The organism is Pseudoalteromonas sp. McH1-42 (assembly GCF_022347845.1).
Lineage (GTDB): Bacteria > Pseudomonadota > Gammaproteobacteria > Enterobacterales > Alteromonadaceae > Pseudoalteromonas > Pseudoalteromonas rubra_D.
On record NZ_JAKRFU010000021.1, the window covers coordinates 133,201 to 159,872 of the forward strand.

Below are 26,672 nucleotides of genomic sequence, written 5' to 3' on the forward strand. Positions count from 1 at the left end.
ATGAAAGCCATCTTACTCGCAGCAGGATTAGGTACGCGCCTAAAACCGCTCACCGACTCAACACCAAAATGTCTGGTTCCCATTAATGAACAGCCATTGCTGGGCCTTTGGATAGATAAACTGGTTCATCTGGGGGTAAGCGACATCCTCATCAATACCCATTATTTTAGTGAGCAGGTTGAAGCTTTTGTCGCAACCCACCCTCATAAAGCGCGTATTACACTGAGTTATGAACCTGATTTGCTTGGTACAGCCGGTACCTTGAGGCGTAATAGCGCGTTCTGGCGTGATGAAACGTGTTTAGTTATTCATGCGGATAATTACTGCCTCAGCTCGCTTCAGGCTATGCTCCAGGCACACCAACAACGTCAGGCACACACAGATGCAACGCTGTTGCTCTTTGAAACTCAAACGCCACAAAGCTGTGGGATTGTGAAACTGGATCAACATCAGGTTGTTCGGGAGTTTCATGAGAAAGTCGCAAATCCACCAGGAAACCTCGCCAGTGGTGCCCTTTTTATTTTTAGTCCAAAAGTATACGACAAGTACTTTACTCACTTAACACCCAATCATCATTATGAGTTGAGTGTGGATATTGTGCCGAATATGATCGGCAAGCTGCAAGGCTGGCTTGTTGACGACCATTACATTGATATTGGCACCCCTGAAAGTTACATTCAGGCACAGAGCTTAGTAAGCCGATTACGCTAATTAAATAACTACACTGGCTCAAACCTTGCTTAAAAACAGCATAGTTATTTCGAAGGATTTATATATGTCATTTTGTCAAAACTGGGACCAACTGTATCGCAACAATCAACATATGTCCGTATGGCCATGGAGTGAGATTGTCAGTGGTGCTTTGCGTAACACACGCCTGAGAGATGGCGATGAAACATTCACGATCCTGGAAGTTGGATGTGGCGCAGGTGCAAACTTTCCGTTTTTTCTGTCTTATTGTCCAACCGTATATGGCATTGATGGCAGTGACTTCATCATCAATGAACTGAAAAACCGCTTCACAGACATCGCCAACAACTTATATGCCGGAGACTTTACGCAACCTTGGCCCTTTGAGGCACAATTCGATTTAATTGTCGATCGAGGGGCATCCGTGCACAACCCTGTCAGTAGCATTCAGCGCTATCTGGACCAGGCATACGACACCCTCAAACCTGGTGGCGTGTTGTTAATCACAGACTGGTTTAGTACTGAGCACTCAGACTATGCAAAAGCACCGGAATCAATCGACCAGTACACCAAAACAGGTTACACCTGGGGGCCGTTTGCAGGGGTCGGCAATGTCAACTTTTTCGATGCTGAGCTTATCCACCAGCTCGTATCAAAATTTGAGATAGTCTCCCTCAGCCACTCTCAATCTAGTGAGTATGGCAGCGATGGCGTCCATGCGGCATGGAGTATGGTACTAAAAAAGCCCGCTCATGAAGAATAAGTTTAGTCTCGAACCATGTGAGCTGGACCAAAATTGGGACAGCTTCATTGCAACTTCCCCCCATGGCACCCCGTTTGTTCACAGCCAGTTTCTCGCTTTGCTGGACGTTAAGTATCACGCTTATTACTGTTGTAAGGGCAAAGAGAAAATTGCCGCGGTGCTGCTTATCGTAGATGAGCATGAACAACGTGCCATCGGTCATCATGATGTGATCCATGACGGGATTATGCATCGCAATATCGCTCACCTGAATCGCGCTCAGCGTCATTCGGAATTATTTGCCGCACAAGAGTATATTGCTGAGTACCTTGCCGACCGCTATGCTCAGGTGACCCTGAAGCTACACCCAGCCATCCAGGACATTCGCGCTTTTTTATGGGTTAACTACCACAACGATGGCCCTAAATATGCCGTAACGCCCCGCTATACGTCCGTGCTTGAGTTAGACGAGTTTACCGCGCCTTTATCAGCACTTGAGCACTCCGACAACTATAGCAATAGCTCGGTATCAAGACGACAGGAGATCCGTTACGGTTTCAAGAAGCAGGTTACGCTCAGTGAGTCTCAGGACTTTACTTTATTTGCTCATTATTACGGACTCACCATGGCTCGTCAGGGCATTGAAATTAGCCCAGTTCGATTGGATGAGCTCGCGGTGAGAATCAAAAGTCTGGCACAACAGGGCCTGCTCTGTATGTATGAGGCGCGCACCAGTAACCAGGAAATAGGTAGCTTTGCGACCTACTTACTCCACGGGGATACAGCCTATTATTTTTATGGAGCAAATCACCCGGAACTGAGGGACAGTCACACGGGCACAGCCGTGTTGTGGCAAGCTTTTCCACTGCTCGCCCAAAAAGGCGTGTCAAAGCTAGACTTAGAAGGTATTAACAGTCCCCAGCGGGGCTGGTTTAAGTTGAGCTTTGGCGGCAATGTCGAACCGTATTTTCACATCCGACTGGACAAAACCGACGTTTAATTTGCGTCGGTTGCCCGGATAATTGACTCGTAAGCCTCAACCAGCACCTCAGCCTGACGCCAGCATTTACCACTAAAACGACCCGATACAACAACATTATCAACGCACCCTGTCAGGGTCTCGTAGTTCTGTTGATTGACAGCCTGGAACTCTGTGGTTGGTACGGGAAAAGTGTTATTAATCACCTGAGTCTGCCCGCTGACACATTGCGCTTGCGGATCGACAATGCCCATCGATTTAAGCTGTTCGATGATCTCAGATTCTGAAAAGGACTCCACCTCGTCAGGACTGCATAGTATTTCTGCGGATAAATGATGATGTTGATTTTGCCCGGTTAGATTAGGATACAAAGTCAGCCGAAAAATGGCGCTATTCGCATCCCAAACCCACAAATAATGCGACTTGTTGTCCAACAAAGGCAGGTCAAAGTTGAGATGGAAAATAAGCGCGGTACGCAAAGTCACCTGGCCTCTGGCAGGTGTCAGACCCATCGCGCCCAGCGCGATAAAAGGAGGCGCACTCCAGAATAGAAAATCGCATGCTAAAGTACGCTCACTATTCGCCAAAGTCAGACTCGTCACCTTATTGCTCTGGTGAACTATCTTTGCAACACGCTCTGATGTGATGATTTCAACACCGGCCTGCTCTACACGCTTTTGCAACTGCGTGACCCAGTAACCAATCCCCTCCCCAGTCGTAGGGTAATAGTAAGTTACCTCACTCAGGTTATCCTGTTCTTTGCGCTGCTGAAAATCAGATTCCCGTTGATATCCCAGCTTAGCATCAAAAGCCGGTAACTGCTTAAGGGTTGCGGCCACATCAGCTGGCAACGCCAAAATTCGGGTAAAACCAAATAACCCCGCAGCCATGGTAAGGCTCTTCAGAGGTGCATCCTGCCCATACAGTTTGCGTAATATCGGCACAACAATGCTTTCTGTAAAAACAATACCCAGTGAATTGGCACAATACTCATAAATCAAGCCTGACTCTGGCAAGTCGGTATGATTGATAAGCTCTCCACAACCTTTCTGGTAGATATCTTGTGGGAGTTTAGATGCATCCGGAAATGGACTGTTTAAGTCCCAGCTACCTTCAAAGTAGTTCCCTGAGCACAACCTGGCAATTTTATGCCAGCTGTCAGTGTTTGCATCAGCAAACAAAATGTCATCCAGCTCCGCAACACCTGTTGCGTTGGGAATGTGTGAGCCCATATCATAAGCAGCGCCAGAGCTATCTTTAACAGAGCAAAATAAACCGCCCACAGTGTCGGCCTGTTCAATCAGTACCACCTGTTCAAAACGTTGTTTTAAAAGCACAGCCGCAACCATGCCACAAATACCGCCGCCAACTACAACGGCCTGATTACTCGCCATAACTACGCCTCCAACTGACTCTGGGGTGGCAACATTTTTAACAACCCATGCGCCTCCAGCTTACTGATTGCACCTGCAAATTCCGTGACAGATTGATTGTACTTACCTGCGATGTCTATGGTGTCATGTTGCCCATCGCTGTAACACAGCAACATCTTAATGTGATTCAGTTCATCCAGCTGACGAGTTCGCTCTTCACTAAAAAAGCTCAACGTCGGATACAACCCCCGACTGCCTAGGTTAGGCTCGCCATAGGGGTGGGTATTTTCAAAGCGTGCACTTTGCTCAAACGCCAGGAAAATCTTTTCAAGTTTATCAATGCTATCCAGTAGTGGTTTTATCCCCATATAATCTTTGTTATCTAGCGATGTGTGATATTCCTTATAACCTGTATGAAAGCTTCGGCTAACACAACACACCGGAAACTGAAATCCGGGCGCATTATACTGACGCTCATCAGAACCACTGAGCGGACTAAAAGGGATGTTGCTGTGGCCATGGCCTTGCTCACTCAAGTGATACAGCAGTTTATCCAGCAGCCCATTGTCATTACGGCTATGTTTAAACACCAGCTCCTTTGGGTTGCCCCCTAAGCAGTTCAGTACAAGCCCAGACACCAAATGCTGACGAAAATGCTCCTGCATTAGATGCAGCACACCCAGGCTCCCAATGGTTTCCGGGTGCAGCATAAAGCGATAAGTATAGCGACGATTAGGCCACTGTTTTATTCTATGATACAAGCCTAATAGCACCAGTGGCCCACTCAGTTCATTATTCGCCATTGAGGGGTGACACAGGTAAGAGCTAAGCAACACTTCTTGCTCAGATTGCCCTCCAAGTACCGTTTGCGCGAGATCTAAGTGCCCATCAACAAAACGGCTCTTGATCACCGCTCGGTACTGACCAGGCTTCAACTGCTCGCGACGTGACTGACTGAGGCAAAAGCCCCAGCGCTTTTTATAATAACTGGTCACATACGGCACCGCTTCTGGCAGCTCGGGCAAACTATATAAGTGAGATTGCAGTTCCTCCAGAGACAGTGTGACATCCACAGGCTCTGAGTAATTAACCACCTCCAGGTTGAGCCTGTGCATATCCGCTACACGCTCACCATCCGGTCCTAACAGATACGCTTCATCACAATGCCACTCCTGAGGAACCTGCCAGTCAAATAAGGCCGTGCCTGAAGGAATAGACAAGCGTTCCAACGGCAGGTATCTGCCAAAAATATCGTAACTTTGCCTCAGCCCGGGACCCGTGATCGACCTGAGGATAGGAAACAGCTCATCATAAAGGTCATTATAAAACGCTTCTGTTTCTTGATACGACACTACGGCTACTCCAGTCCCAGATCACACTTCTCAGTGTAATGTTCACAAAAATGTGTATAGATTTCTTTGATATAACTCATCCATAACTGATTTAACCGTTGATACTGTTCGAGGCTGAAAGCTTCATCTTCATAGGTATACAACAAAGTTATCAGTGGGCAATGGTAGTATAATAACGACCCTTTGATCACATGAAACAAGTGGCCCCATTTCGACTGTTTGTAAGCGTTTAAATAGCGAGCTTGACGTCTAAGCTGATCGGCTGCTTCGCGACGACTGGTCACAGGCTCACTGGCAATACTGCAAATATGCTCAGTTAGCTCTTTAAGCCCCTCCAGAGCAATCGCCTCTTCACTGACATCATCGAGTGGGAAAGTGCTAAAACACTCAGCTTTTATTTGCTCCACCAGCCTCTCAGTATCATAGTCACCTTCAATATCGAGTAGATCTTCTGCATGCACTGCCATTGCTTTGTCAATTTTCGCGCCACTGCCGACATTAAGGCATGTCGTCACGTCATAATATCTAAGCAATTTTTCTAACTGAGCATGGGCAATCATGAACAGATCATTTGACAGTACATGGCCACCGAAGTTGGCAGGTAAAGTGTGTCCCTCAATCTCGAGGTGACAATGTCCCTCATCCTCAGTATCTTCATTTCGCGCCCGATATATACTGTCTTTACTGTGATGTGCACCACCTGGCGCCTTGCCATTATCGACACCAAATAGATACACATTACGAAACCCAAGATATAGCACAAACGATAACGCCGCGTTGGCAACGACTGGGTTACAATATGGAATTTTCGGTAAGGTCTGTGATAGGTGCTGTAATGCTAGGATATCCAATAGAGAAGTCCCTGCTTCAGCCCCTTTTGCAGCAATGCCCGACCATTTATATCTATGATTTGTGTCAGGGTACAGCGTACTAAGACCAATAAGATTGGTATTTTCGTATACTTCCGGAGGGACTATTTCTCCAAAAATCTTATAGTTGGAGTAAGGCCGTTCAACCAGTACATGAAAATCAACCGGGATCCCTTTTTTATGCAAAGTCGCGATAGAGGTCCCAGCAGCAATGATAATGGCTTTTTTGTGATTACGCTTAATAAAGGCTTCGGCTTCGTCTAGTGATGGCCCATTCCCGATAATGAATATTGGAGTGTCTTTATCCAGACCTTGCGCTGCCTTTGTTAACCAGGCCGCCTTATTACGAATATGATGGATGCCATGCGCCAGTCCTGTCACGGCGTCATTATAAAAACCATGCCCGAACTGGAATCGAAAATAATCTTTAACCCATTGCTTAATCAGCGTATTAAGTTCATTCCCGGGCGTGTGTTGATAACAAAAACTTCGCACCAGGGCAAACGCTCCCACATCTTCAGCTATCTTTTCTATGTCCTGAATAAATAGACTATGATCCACCCCTAAATGGAAGAATAAACACCCGCCCTGCTCATCTATATCAGCGATAACTTGAAACCAGTCAGTGCAAAACAGGCTAGCAAAAAACTGTTCAAAATCAGGTTCGATCAGAAAAATGTAATCGAACTGAGTTCGCTCTAGCAAGAGCGGGACATGATAGCCTAGGCCAATGCCGAAGATAATAGCACTTGGAAAATGATCAGGCATTTTACTGAGCGGGGGTTCTGCTCGCTCACGAATGTCAATCATCAGTTTAGTCAGTTCCGTCATGTAGCGAACGTGTAAGCGCTCATCTTCCTGATTTTGACCATATCCCGTGTAATCGGTCAAACTCAAAACGGGCTTACGAAGCTGCCTCTCCACTTGCTCTGTGGTTTGTTCTATCGGCGACTGAGAATAGATGGGGGCACTACTGGTCTTCGGGACAAAGTTGCCATGTCCGGATGTGGTCACATGGAGGCAAAACTCGTCGCGAACACTGTGGTTATTAATTGCCTTTGCAATGTCTGGATAGTATTTCTCAAAACTCTGCAGGTTTTTGCTAAAACGCACATTGGCCTCTTCTGCGAATTTCGCCTCGCGAGCCTGGTGCGCTGTTGTTTCTGAGAGTTTTTCACTGAGGGACTCTAGTTGTTGTGATATGGGGTCTTTGTTCATACATCAGCCAATGTCGTATTAAGTACTTTTATACGCTTTGATCTTTTTTTGGTTACCAACAAACTGCGACAGCTCTTTTGCGACTGTCGTTTTATTTTGCTGTAGTGTGGCGGTGAGTGTCTGGATATGGTTAAAAAGCGTCAACGCTGCCTGCTGAATTGTTTCTGATTCAGCTAGCATATCGTTTGTTAATGTTGAGCGGAGTTGTTCGTCAAACTGTTTAAAAAGGCGCTGCGCCTCCTCAAGCTCGCCGGCCTGGCAAGCCGCATCTACCGCTTCTAAAGATGCTTCTATATCCGCAAAGTTAACCGACATTAGCATCAGCGCCATTGTCATTCAATGTCTGCTGACGAACGTCGACAGGGATAGCATCCCAGGCTGATTTAATTTCCTTTAACAGATTTGACACTTCGTCAATGATCGCCGGATCATTCTGAAGGCTGGCATCCAGTAGCCGGTCTATCATGTAAGAATACAAAGCATATAAATTCTCGGTCACTTCTCCGCCTACTTCAAAATCCAGGCAGCCACGAAGTGCTTCTAAAATCGCAGAGGCTTTTGAAATATGCTCCGCTTTTGCTTCCAGGTGACGCTTTTCAATTGATACTTTAGCAAGTACCATTTTCTCCACTGCGCCAGCCATTAGCATTTGAATAATTTCGTAACGATCAGCACCGGCCACACGTGTTTTCAGTGCTTCTTTCTGATAATTTTTAACTCTTGCGTTGTACATAATGGCTCCTTACTTAGACTTGGTGAACCCTGGCAAATTCGCGAGCTGAGCGCCCAAATAAGATTGCGTTTGCTGCATCTGGGCAATCAACACATCCAGCCCAGCATACTGCTTTCGTAATCTCTCTTCTAAAGACGCCATGCGAAACTCATGATTCTCCACATCGTCTTCTAAATCGCTGAGTTGGCCATTCAGACCATCTTCTCGATCTTTAATCAAACCGCTCGAACTTGCATAATTGTCAAGCAACGACTCTAGCTGCTTGGCGACACCATTATCTCCTGCAAACGCTGTGCCAATATCATCGAAGTTACTATCCATTGCATCATTAAGACTACGTACTAAAGACGATTTTTCAAGGTAACCATCATTGTCTACCCCTAAACCAATATCGAAAATGGTCTCAAATGGACCCGCATTCGTTAGGTTGGTGGATAAGGTGGTAATCAATTGATCACTGAGTGTCCGCATCGATGAATCGCCGTTTAGCGGTTTACCAATCCGAGTCTGAAAACCGATGTTACCAATCAGGTTGTTATAGTTCGAGATAAACTCATCAATCAGCGTATTCACTGAGTCTCTGTCGTAGTCAACATTCAAACTTGCTGTGTCATAGCCATCGGTATCATTCCCTTCACTTTTCGCCAACGCCTTGATAGTCATGTCCTGAACCGCGTCTTTAAAGGTGTTGGTATCACTTTGAATTTCCAAACCATCAACCGTGATGATTGAGTTACGCGCAGCATCGTCTGTGGCAATGGTCATCCCGCCAGTGGTACCAATCGATACTTTATCCAGCTCTGCATTGTCATTCGTCACGGTAAGGTCATTGCCTGTACCACTGACATTGGATGTCAATATCAACTTTGACCCTGCTGCAGTACCGGTGTTTACTATGTTGGCTGTCACGCCAAAGTTTGTTTCAGACGCGTTTATCGCATCTCGTAATTCACCCAGCGTCATACCCGCTGTCACATCCAGCGTGAAATTATTATCGGCCCCGGCGCCAAACGTTAACGTACCTCCGGTGGCACTCACAACATCGTCAATTGACGTGTAAGCACCATCTGCCGAAACGGCACGGCTCCCCTGTGCCAATTGTTTGACGGCAATATCAAAGTTACCAACTGAAATTTCTGACGTCGGCGTCACACTGATGATGTCACCAGATGTTGGCTGTGTGATATTAGCGACCCTTTTACCGAAGTTTTCAGGGTCAGCTAGCTTTTTAACTGTGTCATTGAGTTTGGAGATAGCAGACTTAACCTCGCCCAAGGCAGAGAGCTCTACTTTCAAAGACTCTTCTTTCTTGACGAAGGCCTGCATCTTGGGAATATTCTCGGCATCAACCGATGCTTTAATAATACTCTCCAAGTCCAGACCTGAGCCGACGCCTGCAGACGTTATAAGTGGCATTTGCTACCTCCAATTCACTTTCATTTATGCTGTCCTGTCAAACAGCAAACCTTTTCCTGATACTTTATCGGCAAATTCCTCCAAAGCCTTAGCAACTTCGCGAAATTCCTCTGAGGGAATTTCCCGGATCACTTCATCATTGCCTTTGTCGATGACTCTGATGAAAGGCGGATTGCCTTTATCATCAAACTCAAACGACAAATTAGTTGCCGTGACCGGTATAAAGTCATTCAGCTTTGCCAGATCAGATTTCACCTGGGCGAATAATTTGTCCTGTGCATCAGGGTCAGCTTCTTCCTTTTGCTTGTCCTGAGCCCGCACTGAGGGGTTATCAACCAACTTGGTTAACTTCTCCACAGCCCGGAGCGTCTCTGCACTTTCCTCAGGCTTAATTTGACCAGGAGTGAGCACCGCATTATTCGAACCAAGCCCTAATGTTGCCTGAATCTCTTTCACAATACACCTCCAATCTCTAGTCTAACTGTAAGTATACGCCAAGTTTCGCGATTTCTCATGCAAACTTGACGTTACACTATTATTAGCCTAAGAGCGACAGGGCGACCTGAGGACGCTGGTTAGCCTGACTCAGGATTGAACTACTTGCCTGTTGCAGGATCTGCATCTTGGTCAAACTCGCCGTTTCTGCAGCAAAGTCGGTGTCCTGAATACGAGAACGTGCAGCGGTCAGGTTTTCGGCAACATTCGACTGGTTACGAATGGTTGACTGGAATCGGTTTTGAACCGCACCCAGTTCTGCACGTTTTTTATCCACAACCGCAATCAGATTGTCCATACCAGCCAGTACAGCCTGTGCATTGGCCTGCGAAGACACTGAAATACCCGTCTCAGTGAACACATCGGAGAACACTTTAGCATCTGCCGCTGCGCCTACCGTCGTACTGATGGTTTCTGTGGTGGTACTCAGCGCCACTCCGGTTACGCCGCTGGCAATTCCCGCAATACCAGACAGGGTAAACCCGCCGTTGGTTTGCAGATCGTTGGTTGTAGCGGCAACGTTTTGCATACTGAAGCCGATGGTTTGTACCGCGTCGGCACCTACCTGGAAGTTCGCGTCGTATGTACCGTCAAGCAGGTTCTGACCACCAAAGGTGGTGTCAGCTGCAACGCGGTTTACTTCCTGTGAAAGAGAGCGAATTTCTTCTTGCAGTGCCAGTCTGTCTTCATCGGTGTTTGAACCGTTAGATGCCTGTTGCGCAAGTGTTCTGATCCGTTGGAACATCTGAGTGGTTTCGTCCAGCGCACCTTCTGCGGTTTGCGCCAGTGAGATACCATCGTTCGCGTTTCGGATACCTTGATTCAGACCATTGATTTGACCGTTCAGACGGTTGGTGATTTGCATACCTGCAGCATCGTCCTTTGCACTGTTAATGCGCAAACCCGATGATAGGCGTTGGAAAGATGTATCTAACGCTCCTGAGGATTTATTTAATTGCCGCTGTGCGTTCAATGAACTCACATTGGTATTTACATATAAAGCCATAATAGCCTCCGCTTTATCAATATAACTCGCTGAGACGGGATACCCCTACCCTGCCAGCAGCGATGATTTAGAGTCCTAGATTTATAGTTCTCTAAATCCGCTATCGACTGATAAAGCGAAAGCTTTAGCCTTATTTGCAAATTATTTTATTTTTTTTGTGTTATTAACCCTGTAACAGGCTCAGAGCCGCCTGTGGACGCTGGTTCGCCTGACCTAGTATAGTCTGGCTGGCCTGCTGTAGGATCTGGTTTTTAGTTAGTTTAGCTGTTTCCATCGCAAAGTCCGCATCTTTGATCCGGGATTTTGCAGCAGCCAGGTTCTCTGAAATATTGGCCTGGTTTCGGATTGTAGACTGGAATCGGTTTTGTACCGCACCCAGTTCAGCCCGCTTTTTATCCACAACCGCAATCAGCGCATCCATGCCTGCCATAACAGCCTGGGCATTAGCCTGTGACGAAACAGAAATACCTGAAGCAGTGTAGACGTTTGAAAACACTTTGGCATCCGCTTCAGTACCGATATTTGTACTGATGGTTGCTGTCGTCGCACTCAGCGCAGCGCCCGACACTCCACTGGCAACACCCGCCACACCCGACAGGGTAAAACCACCATTATCAGCCATAGAGTTAGTGGTGGCTCCCACATACTGCATACTAAAGCCAATGGTTTGCACCGCATCAGCACCAACCTGGAAATTAGCTGAGTAAGAGCCGTCTAGTAAGTTTTGACCACCAAACGTGGTATCACTGGCAACCCGGTTTACTTCTGCCGCCAGCTGACGAATTTCTTCCTGAATTGCCAGGCGATCTTCATCCGTGTTCGAGCCGTTCGCTGCTTGTTGTGACAAGGTCCGGATCCGCTGGAACATAGAGGTAATTTCATCCATTGCCCCTTCCGCTGTCTGGGCAAGTGAAATACCATCGTTAGCATTTCGGTTACCCTGGTTAAGACCCAGGATCTGCGATTGTAGTCGGTCTGAGATTTGCAGACCTGCTGCATCGTCTGCCGCACTGTTGATCCGCAGACCTGAAGATAGGCGTTTGAAGGACGTATCCAGCTCAACACCGGAATTTTGTAGTTGTCGTTGCGCATTAATGGAACTGACATTGGTATTTACAAATAAAGCCATGATTCACTCTCTCTATACAAATGCTCAGCATTGAGCTGTTCATTGGTGTACAAGGAGGCAATTGTTATCACTGGCCGGAGCTCAGTGAAGGGGCAATCCAATGCCGCTTGTACAAACTTAATTTCTTCTGGAATGAATAAAGCAAGGTGTGTGCCAATAAATTTTGACAAGGTGAATATCGTGTCTTGGAATCGCAATATGGTGAACTGAACTATACTGTTTATAGAGCTGACATCCGCTTGATGCCTATAAGGAAGAGCTTTTCAGGGGGGGTTATCACCAAGCCAACCCATGTATCTAAATAATAAGTATAAAGAAAAAGAGGCCTGGCAGCCTCTTTTTTGAAGTTTGAGAGTGGGTGTCAATATTTTTTCATAATATTGGCACGGAAAGTGCTAATATTAACGTGTTCATTGTTTTGATGAACTGTAATTGGATTTAAGCTCCTCCGCTTTATCATCCAATTGGGTGCCCTGGCTAATACCCCATCAAGTCCGGGCACCTGTTTTCCTACCTATCTTATCCCAGTAGACTTAGTGCAGCCTGAGGACGCTGGTTAGCCTGACTCAGGATTGTCTGGCTCGCCTGTTGCAGAATCTGCATTTTAGTCAAGCTTGCAGTTTCCTGAGCAAAGTCAGTATCTTTGATACGTGATTTCGCAGCTGACAGGTTTTCAGAAATGTTAGACTGGTTACGAATTGTAGACTGAAAGCGGTTTTGTACCGCACCTAGCTCTGCACGTTTCTTATCAACAACCGCAATCAGGTTGTCCATACCAGCTAATACTGCCTGCGCATTTGCCTGAGAAGATACCGAAATACCTGTTTCAGTGAATACGTTAGAGAAAACCTTCGCGTCTGCTTCAGTACCAATGTTTGTACTGATGGTTTCTGTTGTCGCACTCAGTGCAACACCGGTTACGCCACTTGCAATACCTGCGATACCAGATAGTGTGAAGCCACCGTTTGCCTGCATATCGTTAGTTGTACCGGCAACATTTTGCATACTGAAACCAATGGTTTGTACTGCGTCAGCACCAACCTGGAAGTTTGCAGAGTAAGAACCATCTAGTAGGTTTTGGCCACCGAAAGTTGTATCTGCTGCTACCCGGTTCACCTCAGAAGACAGTGAACGGATTTCTTCCTGGATTGCCAAACGGTCTTCGTCTGTATTTGAACCGTTTGATGCTTGTTGTGCCAGGGTACGAATACGCTGGAACATTGAGGTAACTTCGTCCATCGCACCTTCAGCGGTTTGCGCTAGCGAGATACCGTCGTTTGCGTTTCGGTTACCTTGGTTTAAACCGTTGATTTGTGAGGTCAAACGGTCAGATATTTGTAGACCTGCTGCATCGTCAGCAGCGCTGTTGATACGAAAGCCCGATGATAAACGCTTGAAGGAAACATCCAGCGAGTTGCCTGAATTGTTTAATTGTCTTTGAGCATTCAATGAACTTACGTTAGTATTTACATAAAGTGCCATGGTGATTCTCCCACTATAATCTGAGTGCTTACTCTTTGAGTGCTTACTCTGTAAGTGCCCACTCTCAAACTTCTAAAACTTTCTCTCATAGCCTTCGAGGTTTGTTTTCACTCTCCGGCTTGGTTACTTAAGTTATCGGGCAGCGGCAAAAATACTTTAGAAATTTTTCGAAAAAAATCTCATCCGTTTGTTTATTAAAGATTTTTAATTTATAAAGTGGCATAAAGTGGGAAATAAATTGCCACCCTAAACTTCACAGATAAATCTGATGCACTGCAACAAAGTTTATAAAAGTGAGTAGGTTAGAATCTAAATTGAGTAAAAGAGAGGAAAAATGGAAGCGGCAGGGATAACCCCTAAAAGCCGCTTCCAGGACGGATTACCTGATGTAGTCGAGTAGAGATAGATTAGACAACCGGCCAAAGGTGGCCTGCGATGCCTGAAGTGCGGTTTCATGTTTGGTCAGATCGGTAATGGCTTCGGCCATATCCAGCTCAACCAGTTCTGCTTTTGCAATCTTATTGTTAATATCCAGGTCAGCATTCGCATCGGTGATACGCGTTGCGGTGTTGAGCCTGCCCCCCAGACCAGATTGAGTCTGTGAAACGCGGTTTTTTGCGTTATCTATACCAATCATCGAATCAGCCAGTACCTGACGATAATCTTTTTCACTGAGTGTCGTGTCATTCAATGCCGTAACCAGGTCATCCAACATATTGAGTACGTTATCTCGCTCCGGCGCTTCAAGATCAAAGTCAATCTGCGCGGGCGCATTCCCCGTAAAGCTGAACTCCATGCCTTCAACCTCGATGTGATTTTCTTCATAGCTACCCGTTGCCAATACCGTTGCACCTTGCTGTAAGGAATAGGTATTAGGTGTTCCCGCTGTAAGTACCAGACTAAATGTATTCGAGCCAGCTGGCGCTGTTGGGTCCGGGTTATAATTGGCTTTATGAAATTGGTCAAATGGTCCTTGTTTGGTTACATACACATCCGAGCTCACGACCCCCCCCGACACAGTCGCTGTATTGGAGGCCACATTGAGCCGTGTTGGTACGCTCTCAAAAACATCAAACCCGTTATCACTGGATTTAATTTCAACCCCTTCGGCAACCTTAATTTTATGCTGCCCCTGATCACCGTTGTATTGATAACGCTGTTGTGTACTGTTGTACGAATAGGCTTCAGTATTATCCTGATAACCGGAAAAAATGTATCGGCCATCTTCCGTTTTCGCATTCATCAGGTCATGCACCGCGGTTTGTATAGCACTTAGCTCTTCAGACAACGATGCTCTGTCTACATCCACCAAAGAACCGTTACCTGCCTGGACCGTTAGCGTCAGAGCACGAGTCAAAGAATCTTTGATATTATCCAGAACACCTTCTTGCGTATCCAAACGGCCTTTGAGCATAGTCAGATTTTTTGTATATTGCTCATTGGTTTGGATCCTATCGGTGTATAACAAAGCCCGTGCCATTGCAGAAGGATCATCTGATGCAGTTAATACACGTTTTTGCGTATTAACCTGCTGCATTGCTTTATTCACATCTTGCTGGCTATCGAGTATTGAGTTCAGGTTATTCTGATACATCATATTTTGAGATAAACGCATAATTACCTCGCCGCACTTAATAGGGTATCAAACACAGTTCTTGCTGCGGTAAGTACTTGTGCAGCTGCTGAGTAAGATTGTTGAAAACGAAGCAAATTTGCTGCTTCTTCGTCTAAATTCACGCCCGCCATAGACTCATACCAGGCTTCAGATTGGGCTGCCAACGCTTCATAGGCCGCACCATTGGTTTTGGCCTGATTGGCCACAACACCTATTTCCGTCACCAGGCCGGCATACGCTTCATTGAACGTCTTCAAATTATCTGCAGTTGCGGTGGTCACCACATTCTGACGCACCAGCTCTGCACTTTGTAACTTACTAAGCTCGAGACCATTACGGTTATCATCAAAACCACCGGTATTAAACTCAATGGTAAATGTGTCACCCGTCGCCGGCGTCCCTTCAATATTAAAATCGAAGCCATAGCTGGCATACGCGCCCCCCGCCTGGGCAAGTAAGTTTTCAGCGGGCGGTGTAATAGTAAAGGTATTGGTACCATTGCCATCAACGATCTGATATTCATTGGCGTTTGCCGTTTTGGTCAGTGTGATTGTGCCATTAGTCAGGCTCGGTGGTGCCGCTGTAAAGTTACTCGTAGCAGGATCTGTGTTGGTGACAGAGCCTACAGAAATGTTTGCCGTACTCACATTACTGGCCGCAGTCTCCGTCCGTATTGGTGAAGCCAGTGCTAAACTTTCAGGTCTATCAGTTGCAAGTTGTAAATTCCCCGCAGTTCCCGAGTTAAGCTTAACTAGGAAGCTGTCACCAACATTAGCGGTCCCTGTCAGGTTCATTTGCAAACCAAACATGTCGACACCTGCCGCAACGGAGTTTGAATCTATCACCCCGCCAATCACGTTTGCAGTTACGGGAGTTCCCTGAACATTGCCCTTACTGTCTACCGCTGCAATTTCGACGGTGTTTGCTGCGGTATAAGTGACTCTGAAATCCGTCGCCGGGACTTCTTTACCTTTACCGGGCTCAACCGTAGCCGTTAACTGCGCGGTACTGGTATTGCTTTCATACGGATATCCGCCGACCGTTGGTAGCGTGAATATGTTACCGCCAAGATTACCATCCAGGTCCATACCCAGCTGGTTTTGCTGGTTAAAAGCATCGGCAAGTGATAGTCCGATTTGACCAAGCTGAGTCTGTGCTGGCACCAAAATATCGTCACGAAATGCCATCAGGCCGCCAATCTTTCCTCTAAGACTGACATGATCCACCTCTAACGCCACAGCGGCACCATCAGTCACATCCAGCGTCAACGTTTTGTGGTTCGGATCGGGGTCGCCATCCATTGAGAAGAGATTAAAACTGCCATTTTCCATCACCAGAGACTGCCCGGAGCCGAGAAAAACGAGTTTTTCACCATTTCTGCCATCTAAGGTCTCAATGTCTACCAGTTCAGCCAAATCTCTGATGGCCTGATCTCGTTGATTCAGCAAGGAGCTACCGCTGCCATCGCTGTTGTTACCATTGAGCGCCGCAACCTGGGTATTCATATCACTGATCTTCTGGATCAGGTTATTGGCTTCATCTGAATAAATCGATAATTGCTCATTTACGATATTACTCTGATCAAACACAATGCCTGATAATCGATCCATCTGATCAATTAAGTTCTGTGCATCCGTCAAAAACAGGGAGCGCGCAACCGTTGAGGAGGGTAAATTCATCGCTTCCTGCATATTATTGAACAACGAGTTGATGCTCTGGTTCAGATTATTAGACTCTTCACCAAACAAGGTATCAACCCGAGTGGCTTCCGTCACAAACTGTTCGTAGTAAGCCTCACTCGAAAGATCACGATTAAGCTGCTTCTGAGCAAACTCATTGAGTAGGCGCACGGTTTCACCACGTCCCACCTGGTTGTTGACCATAGTGGTGTGTTCAGTCCGCTCGCGAACATAACCTTTGGTATTCAGGTTTGCGATGTTTTTACTGGTCGTCTGGAGTAATTCAGAGCTGGCCCTGACCCCTGAAGTACCAATATTCATAAGATTAAATGACATCTTAATTTACTCCCTGATGCACTGACGCTGACAACATGGACTGAAATTCTCCTCTGTCCAACACACGTTTAATTTTTTCTGCATAATCTGGATCGGTTGCATACCCTGCCTGTTGCAGCGCATCCAGGTATTGGTCCGGATTATCTGTCTTAGTTAAAGCCTCTTGGTAACGAGGATTGGACTGCAGGAAATCGACATAATCATTGATGCTATCTTTCAGCGAATCATACGCTCTGAAGCTCGCTTGCTTTTTCACTGGTAAACCTTGCTCAAATTCCAGCGTCATTTTACTGGCGCTGTCACCCTGCCAACGCTTATCGGCTTTTATGTTAAACAGGTTTAAACTGCTTTCACCGTCCTGGCGGGCAATGATGTGCTTGCCCCAACCTGTTTCCAGTGCAGCCTGAGCAACCATGACAGCTGGATTCAAACCAATCTTGGCAGCTGCTGACTTAGCATGCTCCCAGAGCTGGCTAACGAAGGACTCTGGATCATCGAATTGCACATCTTTAGATGCACTTTCCATCACCTCAGGCTGTTGCTCAGCTTTCACCTGTGCAGCTTCACCATTGGCGATCCGGTCGCTTTGTAGCTCCGCACCGGTACGCAATACTGAGCTGGGCATATATCCATCCCGGTTAGGCGATAATTGCTGCACAATCAGATCTGCGAGACCCAAGCTCCCTTCGCTGGAGAGCTGCATAGACATTTGCTGATCATGCATGTCACGATAAAATTTGACGCTGCTGGAATTAAACGGACTATCTTTATCCTCCAGAACCTCATTGGCCTTTCGCATACTGGACAACATCATCTGAGTGAAAATGGACTCGAACTGCTGAGCCGCTTTGCGCAACGCTTCTTCAGAGGCATTAGCGTCTCCGGTACTTTTCAGTGCGTCCTGTCTTAACGAGTTCAGATCAGTTAAGTCATAGAAACTTTGGTTGCGAGTCGGATCAGTATTCATTGCTCGAAATCACATCAATATACATAACCAATTACAATGCAATTATTGAGCCAAAAAAAAGCCCCATAAAATGGGGCTAACTAATTGATTATAAAAGGAGCATTAAATGACGACTAATTGACCATGTATTGCACCGGCTTCTTTCAATGCCTCCAGTATCGCCATCAGATCGCCAGGGGCAGCACCCACTGCATTAATTGCACGGACCAAATCATCCAGGCTTGAACCGGGGTCAAATACAAACGCCCGCGAATCGTCCTGGTCAACATCGACAATGCTTTGACGCGTAACCACAGTATCACCCTCTGTCAAAGGCTGCGGCTGAGACACATTCATTTGTTCCGCAATGGTCACTGTCAATCCGCCATGTGTTATTGCCGCAGGCTGCAGTTTCACTTCTTTGCCAATCACTATGGTACCAGTACGTGAATTAACAATAATCTTGGCTGAGGTATCCGCTGGTGTGAACTCCAGGTTTTCAAGAGTCGACAGGTAAGCAACGCGTTGAGAAGGGTCGCGAGGTGCAATGACTCGCACGGATGCGGCATCCATTGCTTGTGCGCTTTGTGGGCCGACCAGATTATTGATTGTATCAGCCAGACGCTTCGCGGTTGTGAAGTCGGGGCGATTCAGGTTGAAGGTAATATGATCTCCCTGGGTAAACGGGCTCCTGACAGCACGTTCAACTGTACCACCATTTGGAATACGACCAACTGTTGGCGTGTTGATCACAACCCGGCTGCCATCTAGCCCTTCAGCACCCAGACCACCCACGATCATACTGCCCTGAGCAATCGCATAGACATTACCATCTACACCTTTAAGAAACGTTTGCAGTAAAGTCCCGCCACGCAAACTGCCCGCACTACCAATAGATGACACCGTGACGTCAATAGTTTGACCGGGCTTCACAAAGGCTGGTAACTCTGCGTGAACGGCTACGGCTGCCACATTTTTGATCTTCGGCTTTAGGTTGGCAGGCATAGTAATACCAAAGCTGTTTAACATGCCCTTGAAGCTTTGCTCTGTAAAGCGAGTTTGCTCCCCTGTACCGGGTAAGCCCACTACCAAACCATAACCAACCAGTTGGTTTGAACGAACTCCCTCAACCATGGTCACGTCTTTGATACGCTCTGCTTGCGCAAACTGGCTGCCGATAAGTGCCATCGTTAGCACGAGCACATTAAATAATTTCATAGTTTGCTTCCTCAAAATGGCATTATGGCGCTCATAAAGAACTTAGTCAGCCAACCTGCACTTTGCACTTCCTGCGTATCACCTTTACCTGAGTACTGAATACGTGCATTGGCAATACGGTTTGACTCCACTGTATTATCAGCGTTGACATCCTGTGGTCTGACTAACCCCTCGAGACGGATAAACTCTTCACCGGTATTCAGTGTCAGCCATTTCTCGCCTCTTATCACCAGGTTTCCATTTGGCAACACCCGCATCACATTGACCGAGATATTACCAATAAGACTATTCGACTGGTTGGCCTGCGCATCCCCCTGAAATGAAGAATTTGAGCCTGCATCCAACTGAATACTTTTACTTCCCCAGTTGACCGCAGCGCCGCCTAAACCCAGAATAGGATCAACATTCACTTCACTATCTTTGTCCAGTTTAGAATTGGCCGCTTTTGAAGCCTGAGTTGACTCTCGTAACACCACCGTAATGATATCCCCGGTTCGAAGCGCCTTTTTATCTGAGTACAGATCGTTGGCGTAAGCGTTGAACAACGAACCTGTTGGCACGACTGGCGCAGCTTCAGCTTCCGGATACATGGGCGCGTAGTAAGGATCGTCCCGTTTAACATCTTTATTTTGCGTTGTTGTACAACCACTAAGTGCTATACAGCCTGCCGCAAACAGGCCTAGTGTACGTAACTTGTCCATACTACCCCCAATCTTTTAAAGCTGCTGATTAATGTAGCTAAGCATCTCATCAACTGACTTGATTACTTTCGAGTTCATCTCGTAAACCCGTTGTGTTTCAATCAAATTGACCAGCTCTTCGGTAACATTAACGTTCGAAGTTTCCAGCGCCCCCTGCACAATAGAGCCAAGTCCTTCAACACCCGGGTTCCCCTGAACTGGCGCACCGCTGACAGCAGTTTCGGTGTAGAGGTTTTGACCAATCGGTTCAAGACCAGATGGGTTAATGAAATCGCTTATTACCAGCTGGCCGATAACCGTATTGGCAGCTTCACCCTGAATACTGACAGAAACCTCACCATCCTGAGAAATGGTGATGGAATTGGCATTGTCCGGAACATTCATTTCAGGTTGCACCGGAAAGCCTGCACCAGAGGTCACGATCCTACCTTCTTCATCAGTGGTAAACTGGCCATTTCGCGTGTATGCAATGGTGCCGTCAGGCATCTGAATTTCGAAAAAACCCGGTCCCTGAACCATCCAGTCCAATGAGTTTTCAGTGCTCAGCATGTTACCTTGCGAAAAGTTCTTCTGGTTGGCCACCACCTTGGCGCCCGCGCCAAGCATCAAGCCTGATGGAAGCTCGGTATCCTGAGAAGAACGACCGCCTGGTTGGTTAATATTCTGATAGAGTAAGTCTTCAAATATTGCGCGGCTTTTCTTATAGCCCACAGTACTGGCATTCGCCAGGTTATTCGAAATCACCGAAATATCAGTTTGCTGGGCATCTAGGCCGGTTTTACTGATCCATAATGCTGGGTTCATAATCTATACCTCACTCTCTTAAACGATACGCAGGAGCGAAGTGTGTCGCTCATCAATTTCTTCAGCTGTTTTCATCAGTTTCATCTGCATTTCAAACTGGCGCTGAAGGTTTACCATGTCTACCATCTCGTGAACCGGGTTCACGTTGGACATTTCTAAATAGCCACTCATGACTTTGGCGGTAGGTGAAATTTCACAAAACCCACATACGCCGTCTTCGAGCAACTCCTCTTTTGGTCTGAACAAACCATCATTGCCTTTTTCAAGTTTGCTATTGTCTGCGCTAATAATCTTTAACCGGTCGACCACTTCTAAAAAGTTGGCAGGTGCCCCCTGGGGGCGCACCTGAATTGAGCCATCATCACTGAACACCACCTTCTCTACTGGCAAAGGCAATATAATGGGCCCACCTTCGCCAATTATTTGACGACCATGACTGGTAACCAGTGCACCATCTGCCGTGATGTTCAGTGTGCCAACTTTCGTATAAGCCTCATCGCCTGCGGCATCTACAACACTTATCCAGGATTTCTCATCTACCGCAATGTCCAGATCCCGGCCGGTTTCAGTAATGGCACCACCTGTCATCATAGTGCCTGGGCGCTCCTGCATCGCAAACACGCGTGTCGGTAGCCCTTCGCCAAATGCCTGCATTGAACGGGCCTGTGCAAAGTCAGCCTTAAACCCGGTAGTATTGGCGTTAGCCAGGTTATTTGCCTTCAGCCCGACACCAACCAGGTTTTGTTTGGCGCCTGACATAGCGACATACAGCATTTTATCCATGGGAACGACCTAAAAATTGTTCAATCTATACTGAATAAAGCAATATAGATGCCAAGATGATCGTCAAGAAAATGAAAAGGCCGCTAAATGCGGCCTCAAGAGGTGATTGGATTTGATTATCGGATCTGCAGGATATTCTGCTGAAGTGTTGAGTTGACTTCCAGTGCCCGCGAGTTTGCCTGGAAGTTTCGCTGCGCACTGATCAGGTCTACCAGCTCGTTTGTTAAGTTAACATTGGACTGCTCCAATGCTGAGGAGTTGATTGAACCCAGTGTTCCTGAACCAGGCTCTCCCGCAATAGGCTCACCTGATGTTAAACTCTTTTTCCATCCGGTATTGCCCACTTGCTGCAACCCCTGAGAGTTAGAAAAACGCACCATGGCAACCTGACCCAAATAGGTTGAGTCACCATTACTGTAAGATGCGACAATTTTACCGTCACCGCCGATATCAATCCCCGCCAATCGGCCCGTTGTAGCGCCGTCTTGTTCAAGCGCTTTAACCTCAAAACGGCTGGCGAACTGTGTAGGTAGTTTGTTTGAGGTGTTTGCTTCATCGCGCCAATTCAGTTCCACGTTACTTGGGAATGTTGCGCCGTTTGTAAGCAAAGTTGATAAACCAGCACCTGCACCCGCTGGGATTGCAAACGAGTTAAAAGTTGTGCCTGTGTTCGCAACTTGCGGGTTACCTGTCGTGGATGGCAAACCATTTTGGTCAAACTGAAACTCAGTTATCGGCTCAAGTGGTGCGCCACTTGCTCCCGATGTATTAAACTGTGTACCATTAAGCGTTGCATACACTTGCCATTCATTGGGGTTGGTTGCAGGATCTTCTTTTACAAAATAAAGCTGAAGAATATGCGGTTCACCCAAGCTATCGTAAATCGTTGTTGAAGTAGAACTGTTGTAAGTTGCACTTTCTGTTGGGTCAAATGCCAACGTTGGCGCTGAAGCACGTGAGTCCAGGTTGAAAGATGAATACACACTGGTGGTTGCGCGTGGTGAACCAGAAGCATCTGGGATTTGCAGTGCTGATGATGTACTTAAACTGATTGAGGTCGTGTCACCGGTACTTGGGTCAACAGGGAAACCCTGTAAAAAATTACCCTGAGCATCAACGATAAAGTTGTCTTTGTTAAGTTTAAAGGCCCCTGCACGAGAGTAAGTGAAGTCCTGAGCTCCCAGCTCTTCACTCATTGCAAAGTAACCTTCACCTGTAATCGCCAGGTCCAGCGAGTTCTGCGTAAAGTTCAAAGAACCTTGGTGAAACTGCTGCGCAACCATAGTGGTTTGCACACCATCACCATTTTTTGTCTTACCAGCGCTAAATACGGAAGATGCATACACAGATGCAAATTCAGCACGCGATTCTTTAAAGCCCGTCGTATTAACGTTAGCGATATTGTTAGCTGTGGTATCCAGGTCTTTCTGAGCCGCAGCTAAACCAGTTAATGCAATATTGAAACTCATACTCTCACCTCTTGCGATTAAGGTTAAATCTTTTTAATTAGGCTAATTCCGCGACGTCAGTAAGCCGCACGGCACCCGCTTTAGTGTTGATAACGATGCCGCTTGCACCATTGACATTGACGCTTTCAATATTTCTGAAAGTCGCTGTAGGCAAGGCTGTAAACTTACCGTTTACAGAGCCCTCAGCCTTTATTGTGTAATCTCCAGGCGGTAACATGTCACCATCAGTGTTTTTACCATCCCAGTCAAAGCGAACTGCACCAGCATTTTGATCTTTAAGATCTATGGTTCTTACCAGCTCGTTTTTATCATTAAGAATACTGACCGTCAGTTTTTCTACAGGCTCGGTCACAATAATAGAACCCCGCGACTGCATGTCCGGGCCGTGCTCAATTGTGTCTGATTCCAGTAGCGCTTTCTTGCCGATCAAAGTCGACGCCTGCAAAGCAGAATTCGAGGTCATAGAATCAGCCAATGATTCAAACTTCGTGTTTAGGTCAGAGATACCCTCGGCCATGGTGAAGTTTGTCATTTGTGCAATCATCTGATCATTATCAGCCGGTTTGCTCGGGTCCTGATAAGACAACTGCTGAGTCAATAACGCAAAGAAATCCTCCTGCTTCAACTCATCATTCTTTTCTGTCGGAACCTGCTTGTCAGGCCAACGCAATGAATCGACATAGGTCGAGGTTGCTGAATTGACTTCGTTACTCATTGGCTATACTCCCACTTAGCGCTGACCAAGTTGCAAGGTTTTGCTAAGCATCTGCTTAGCGGCATCCGCTACCTGAACATTCGTTTGGTACGAACGCGATGCAGAGATCATGTTTGTCATCTCTTCAACCACATTCACATTTGGCTTATAGATGTACCCGTCTTTGTCAGCACTTGGATGGTTGGGGTTGTACTCAACCTGCAGTGGTTTATCGCTTTCTACGATCCCCAGTACTTTCACTCCAACCGAAGACCCCATGGTATTCGGGTGAGCTGCCGCAGCCTTGTTTAACTCCGCGGCGAAAACTGGGTGCCTAGCTCTATACACCTTATCCTGACTAGAACTGATGCTATTTGCATTGGAAATATTACTGGCGGTCGTGTTCAAACGGACGTTCTGGGCGCTCATGCCTGAACCCGCTATATCAAAAACATTATATAAACTCATGATTAGCCACCTTGACCACTCAGGGCTTTCTTCAGCCCTTTAAATTTACCAGATAAAAAATTCAAACTAGCTTGGTACTCTAATGCGTTTTGTACATACAAGTTTCGTTCCACTTGTATATCCACTGAGTTACCATCGCCTGTATCTGCTTGATTTGGCGTGCGATATAGTTCAACACCATTGTTCAGCTGAGTCCCACCACTAAGATGATTCTCATTGGTTCTGACCATCTTATTGCCGCTTAGCTGTGCCGATTTTGCCGCTTTAAAAGCCTGGCCAAAGTCGATATCCTTAGCTTTATATCCAGGGGTATCTGCATTGGCTATGTTACTTGCTAAAATTTCAGCACGCTGAGAGCGGATCAGCATAGTGTGAGGATGAACCCCCAACGCTTTATCAAAACTAATTGCCATAACCCGACTCCAAAAAATTGACTTGATGAGATAAAAGCAAGAATGAGGCCAATATTTATGTGGCGGAAAATTGCCGCATTGCCGATATCACCATTACAAGGTATCTAGTAAGAGACTAAACCACAGCACTGGCTAATTTCTTTATATTAATCAAATAGCTTTTAATCTTCCTTGGAGCCAAATCCTAGAGGATAAATGTGGCTTCGACTTGTTGTGATATATGACACCGTGAGGGAAAGTGGTATGATTTACGATTGAAGAGAGTACAGCCCCTGAACGCCAAAAACCAGGCATTGCGCTATACCCAAAAACCTATAAGCCAATGCATCAGGCCCCTTTTTAGCCTTTATACTGCAATTAAAGATCACCAGCGCAGCTGGTGATGTGAGCTGGATTTGATCATTGAGCAACTGGTTATCAGGTTTATTTACACTTTAAACCAGCCAGAAATACTAATTGCCATATCCTCTCATCTTAAAAAGCGACGTATTATTGCCCCTCAATGTGCCCAGCCATTTAACCTCAGGAGAGTAAAGAGTCGTTATGATAGCGGTTTCATAATCGATATTACGGTCTTACGCTGTTATTACCCAGCGAAGGCCAATAGAGTGCAATTCTGAAGGGGCGCTGGGAGCTGTATTGAGTATGTGGAGAATCATCGATATCACCGGCCTTGCTTATAATGAATGTCAGGCGTAATGATAAAAAGCATTGCCAAAAGCGAAAACCAACTGTACATTTTTCAATCACCTCGATGATTAATCTTTGCAAGGAAAAAACGATGAAGCTGAAACTCAATAAAAAGCAGGTCAAAAGCTTATCTGCAGACTTAAAAACAGTACCAGAACTTGTAACACCTCAGATCTGTGGTGCTTTGCCACCTCCCAGTCATTTCTGTGACAGTGAGAATTGCACGCCCACTTCTATGCTGCCATGCATGACTTACTACTGTATTTAACCGCTCGCTGCCATTGGACATCCAGAAACATCCTCAGGCGAAACATGCACAAGTGTGAAAACTCATCCGGGTGGATATCGATAATACTACACTTGTGCGCTTCCCCGATAATGCATGCTTGATCGTCTTGTTTAAAATAATTTAACGAAGTGTCTTGCTATGATCGCCAGGCCGTAGTGCATTTCAAATTTACTGTTTGACCTGTTAGCAGTTAAACCATTTTCTCTGTATTACTTTAACCTGAAGAAAGCTTCAGCGCGCTTCGTCTGGATATGTGGTTACATAGACGCACAGGGCGAAAATAACTTAATTAGTCGCTTGGCAGTGATTTGCCATTTATACTCTCCGCGTGGCCTGTGAGCAGTTTCCGCATCAAGTGCCGGATAACGGTGGTATGGGCTTTGTGACTGGGAAGTTATATAACTTTTTAAATCGCACATAGCAAAAAAGCCCGACCCTTTCGAATCGGGCTCTGATGTACAAGGAGGTACGAATGTCTTTCGTCGACCTCTAATTAGGAGCTTGGCAATGTCCTACTTTCACATGGGTGAATTGTGACCGAAGTACCGCTTCGCAGCTATCCTGCAAAGTCGTGCTTTAGCGCGGCCTTTGCGCAAGGTGAAATGAGCTATTGTAGAGAACGCAGACCTATTTACAGCGCAAAAAGGAGCCCTCCACAAGGAAGTGTCCCCAAAGGTTGCTAAGTACTGCATGCACCATCCAACCAAGCTTCATGGATGAATAGGCGATGCTATTCTATCTACAGCTACAGCTCATCGGCGCTTTTTAAATCGCACAAAGCAAAAAACCCGCTGCATTGCTGAAACGGGTTTGACGTACATGGAAGTACGAATGTCGATGAGGTTCATGGGTGAATTGCGACCGAAGCACCGCTTCGCAGCGCAATGAACGCGAGGCATGGACGCCGAGCCGGGAGCCCTCCACAAGGAAGTGTGTCCAAAGGTTGTTCAGTACAAGTTTTACTATCCAACCCAGCTTCATGGGTGAATAGGCGATGCTATTCTATCTACAGCTTCTTTAAACTACTCCAGACGCAAAAAAGCCCGACTCTTTCGAATCGGGCTTTCTTTTATTTGGAGCTTG

Annotated in this window: 24 protein-coding genes; 3 read left to right on the forward strand and 21 right to left on the reverse strand. The window is 46.4% G+C overall.

Annotated elements, in window-relative coordinates:
• From MHN31_RS18505 to MHN31_RS18515, 3 genes are all read left to right on the forward strand, one after another.
• Window positions 1-711, forward strand: a complete 711-nt coding sequence (locus MHN31_RS18505; RefSeq protein WP_125563883.1) for a nucleotidyltransferase family protein — start codon at window positions 1-3, stop codon at window positions 709-711.
• 64 nt (window positions 712-775) lie between these two features.
• A complete protein-coding gene (locus MHN31_RS18510; RefSeq protein ID WP_125563885.1) occupies window positions 776-1,453 on the forward strand; it encodes a class I SAM-dependent methyltransferase in 678 nt (225 codons plus the stop codon).
• Window positions 1,443-2,432 carry a GNAT family N-acetyltransferase gene (locus MHN31_RS18515; protein ID WP_194866806.1) on the forward strand — a complete coding sequence of 330 codons (990 nt, stop codon included), beginning with the start codon at window positions 1,443-1,445 and terminating at the stop codon, window positions 2,430-2,432. Before MHN31_RS18510 ends, MHN31_RS18515 begins: the two co-directional genes overlap by 11 nt.
• Here MHN31_RS18515 and MHN31_RS18520 read toward each other — a convergent pair.
• The 21 genes from MHN31_RS18520 to flgB all read right to left on the reverse strand — a co-directional run bounded on the left by MHN31_RS18520 (window position 2,429) and on the right by flgB (window position 24,610).
• A complete protein-coding gene (locus MHN31_RS18520) occupies window positions 2,429-3,805 on the reverse strand; it encodes an NAD(P)-binding protein (protein ID WP_239445008.1) in 1,377 nt (458 codons plus the stop codon). The two genes, MHN31_RS18515 and MHN31_RS18520, sit on opposite strands and share 4 nt — an antisense overlap.
• 2 nt (window positions 3,806-3,807) lie before the next feature.
• Window positions 3,808-5,136, reverse strand: coding sequence for a DUF4910 domain-containing protein (locus tag MHN31_RS18525; RefSeq protein ID WP_239445009.1), 1,329 nt, complete (start codon window positions 5,134-5,136; stop codon window positions 3,808-3,810).
• A 5-nt stretch (window positions 5,137-5,141) separates the two neighbouring features.
• A complete protein-coding gene (locus MHN31_RS18530) occupies window positions 5,142-7,223 on the reverse strand; it encodes a 6-hydroxymethylpterin diphosphokinase MptE-like protein (RefSeq protein ID WP_239445010.1) in 2,082 nt (693 codons plus the stop codon).
• An 18-nt stretch (window positions 7,224-7,241) separates the two neighbouring features.
• Entirely contained in the window at window positions 7,242-7,553 is a 312-nt protein-coding gene (locus tag MHN31_RS18535; protein ID WP_239445011.1) for a hypothetical protein, read from the reverse strand.
• Window positions 7,528-7,956, reverse strand: coding sequence for a flagellar export chaperone FliS (gene fliS / locus MHN31_RS18540; RefSeq protein WP_125563893.1), 429 nt, complete (start codon window positions 7,954-7,956; stop codon window positions 7,528-7,530). The genes MHN31_RS18535 and fliS overlap by 26 nt, the downstream gene beginning before the upstream one ends.
• 9 nt (window positions 7,957-7,965) lie before the next feature.
• Window positions 7,966-9,372, reverse strand: a complete 1,407-nt coding sequence (fliD, locus tag MHN31_RS18545) for a flagellar filament capping protein FliD (RefSeq protein ID WP_239445012.1) — start codon at window positions 9,370-9,372, stop codon at window positions 7,966-7,968.
• A gap of 24 nt (window positions 9,373-9,396) precedes the next feature.
• Window positions 9,397-9,828, reverse strand: a complete 432-nt coding sequence (locus tag MHN31_RS18550; RefSeq protein WP_010385619.1) for a flagellar protein FlaG — start codon at window positions 9,826-9,828, stop codon at window positions 9,397-9,399.
• Between the two features lie 82 nt (window positions 9,829-9,910).
• Entirely contained in the window at window positions 9,911-10,873 is a 963-nt protein-coding gene (locus MHN31_RS18555; protein WP_239445013.1) for a flagellin, read from the reverse strand.
• Between the two features lie 163 nt (window positions 10,874-11,036).
• Window positions 11,037-12,002 carry a flagellin gene (locus MHN31_RS18560; RefSeq protein ID WP_125563897.1) on the reverse strand — a complete coding sequence of 322 codons (966 nt, stop codon included), beginning with the start codon at window positions 12,000-12,002 and terminating at the stop codon, window positions 11,037-11,039.
• 519 nt (window positions 12,003-12,521) lie between these two features.
• Complete coding sequence (locus tag MHN31_RS18565; RefSeq protein ID WP_125563899.1) at window positions 12,522-13,484, reverse strand: flagellin; 963 nt, start codon at window positions 13,482-13,484, stop codon at window positions 12,522-12,524.
• A gap of 379 nt (window positions 13,485-13,863) precedes the next feature.
• A complete protein-coding gene (gene flgL / locus MHN31_RS18570; protein ID WP_058797716.1) occupies window positions 13,864-15,099 on the reverse strand; it encodes a flagellar hook-associated protein FlgL in 1,236 nt (411 codons plus the stop codon).
• A 2-nt stretch (window positions 15,100-15,101) separates the two neighbouring features.
• A complete protein-coding gene (gene flgK / locus MHN31_RS18575; RefSeq protein ID WP_239445014.1) occupies window positions 15,102-17,114 on the reverse strand; it encodes a flagellar hook-associated protein FlgK in 2,013 nt (670 codons plus the stop codon).
• A gap of 1 nt (window position 17,115) precedes the next feature.
• Window positions 17,116-18,081 (reverse strand): flagellar assembly peptidoglycan hydrolase FlgJ, encoded by a 966-nt coding sequence (gene flgJ, locus MHN31_RS18580; RefSeq protein WP_138538129.1) that lies wholly within the window; start codon window positions 18,079-18,081, stop codon window positions 17,116-17,118.
• Window positions 18,082-18,183: 102 nt separating this feature from the next.
• A complete protein-coding gene (locus MHN31_RS18585) occupies window positions 18,184-19,278 on the reverse strand; it encodes a flagellar basal body P-ring protein FlgI (protein ID WP_239445015.1) in 1,095 nt (364 codons plus the stop codon).
• An 11-nt stretch (window positions 19,279-19,289) separates the two neighbouring features.
• A complete protein-coding gene (gene flgH, locus MHN31_RS18590) occupies window positions 19,290-19,979 on the reverse strand; it encodes a flagellar basal body L-ring protein FlgH (RefSeq protein ID WP_125563909.1) in 690 nt (229 codons plus the stop codon).
• A gap of 15 nt (window positions 19,980-19,994) precedes the next feature.
• Window positions 19,995-20,783 carry a flagellar basal-body rod protein FlgG gene (gene flgG / locus MHN31_RS18595; RefSeq protein WP_010385605.1) on the reverse strand — a complete coding sequence of 263 codons (789 nt, stop codon included), beginning with the start codon at window positions 20,781-20,783 and terminating at the stop codon, window positions 19,995-19,997.
• Between the two features lie 18 nt (window positions 20,784-20,801).
• Window positions 20,802-21,566 carry a flagellar basal body rod protein FlgF gene (locus MHN31_RS18600; RefSeq protein WP_010385603.1) on the reverse strand — a complete coding sequence of 255 codons (765 nt, stop codon included), beginning with the start codon at window positions 21,564-21,566 and terminating at the stop codon, window positions 20,802-20,804.
• A 116-nt stretch (window positions 21,567-21,682) separates the two neighbouring features.
• Entirely contained in the window at window positions 21,683-23,035 is a 1,353-nt protein-coding gene (gene flgE / locus MHN31_RS18605) for a flagellar hook protein FlgE (RefSeq protein WP_125563913.1), read from the reverse strand.
• Window positions 23,036-23,072: 37 nt separating this feature from the next.
• Complete coding sequence (locus tag MHN31_RS18610; protein WP_058797709.1) at window positions 23,073-23,750, reverse strand: flagellar hook assembly protein FlgD; 678 nt, start codon at window positions 23,748-23,750, stop codon at window positions 23,073-23,075.
• 15 nt (window positions 23,751-23,765) lie between these two features.
• Complete coding sequence (gene flgC / locus MHN31_RS18615) at window positions 23,766-24,197, reverse strand: flagellar basal body rod protein FlgC (protein ID WP_054015564.1); 432 nt, start codon at window positions 24,195-24,197, stop codon at window positions 23,766-23,768.
• Between the two features lie 2 nt (window positions 24,198-24,199).
• On the reverse strand, window positions 24,200-24,610 hold the full coding sequence (gene flgB, locus MHN31_RS18620; RefSeq protein WP_125563915.1) for a flagellar basal body rod protein FlgB: 411 nt from the start codon (window positions 24,608-24,610) through the stop codon (window positions 24,200-24,202).
• Between the last annotated feature and the right edge of the window lie 2,062 nt (window positions 24,611-26,672).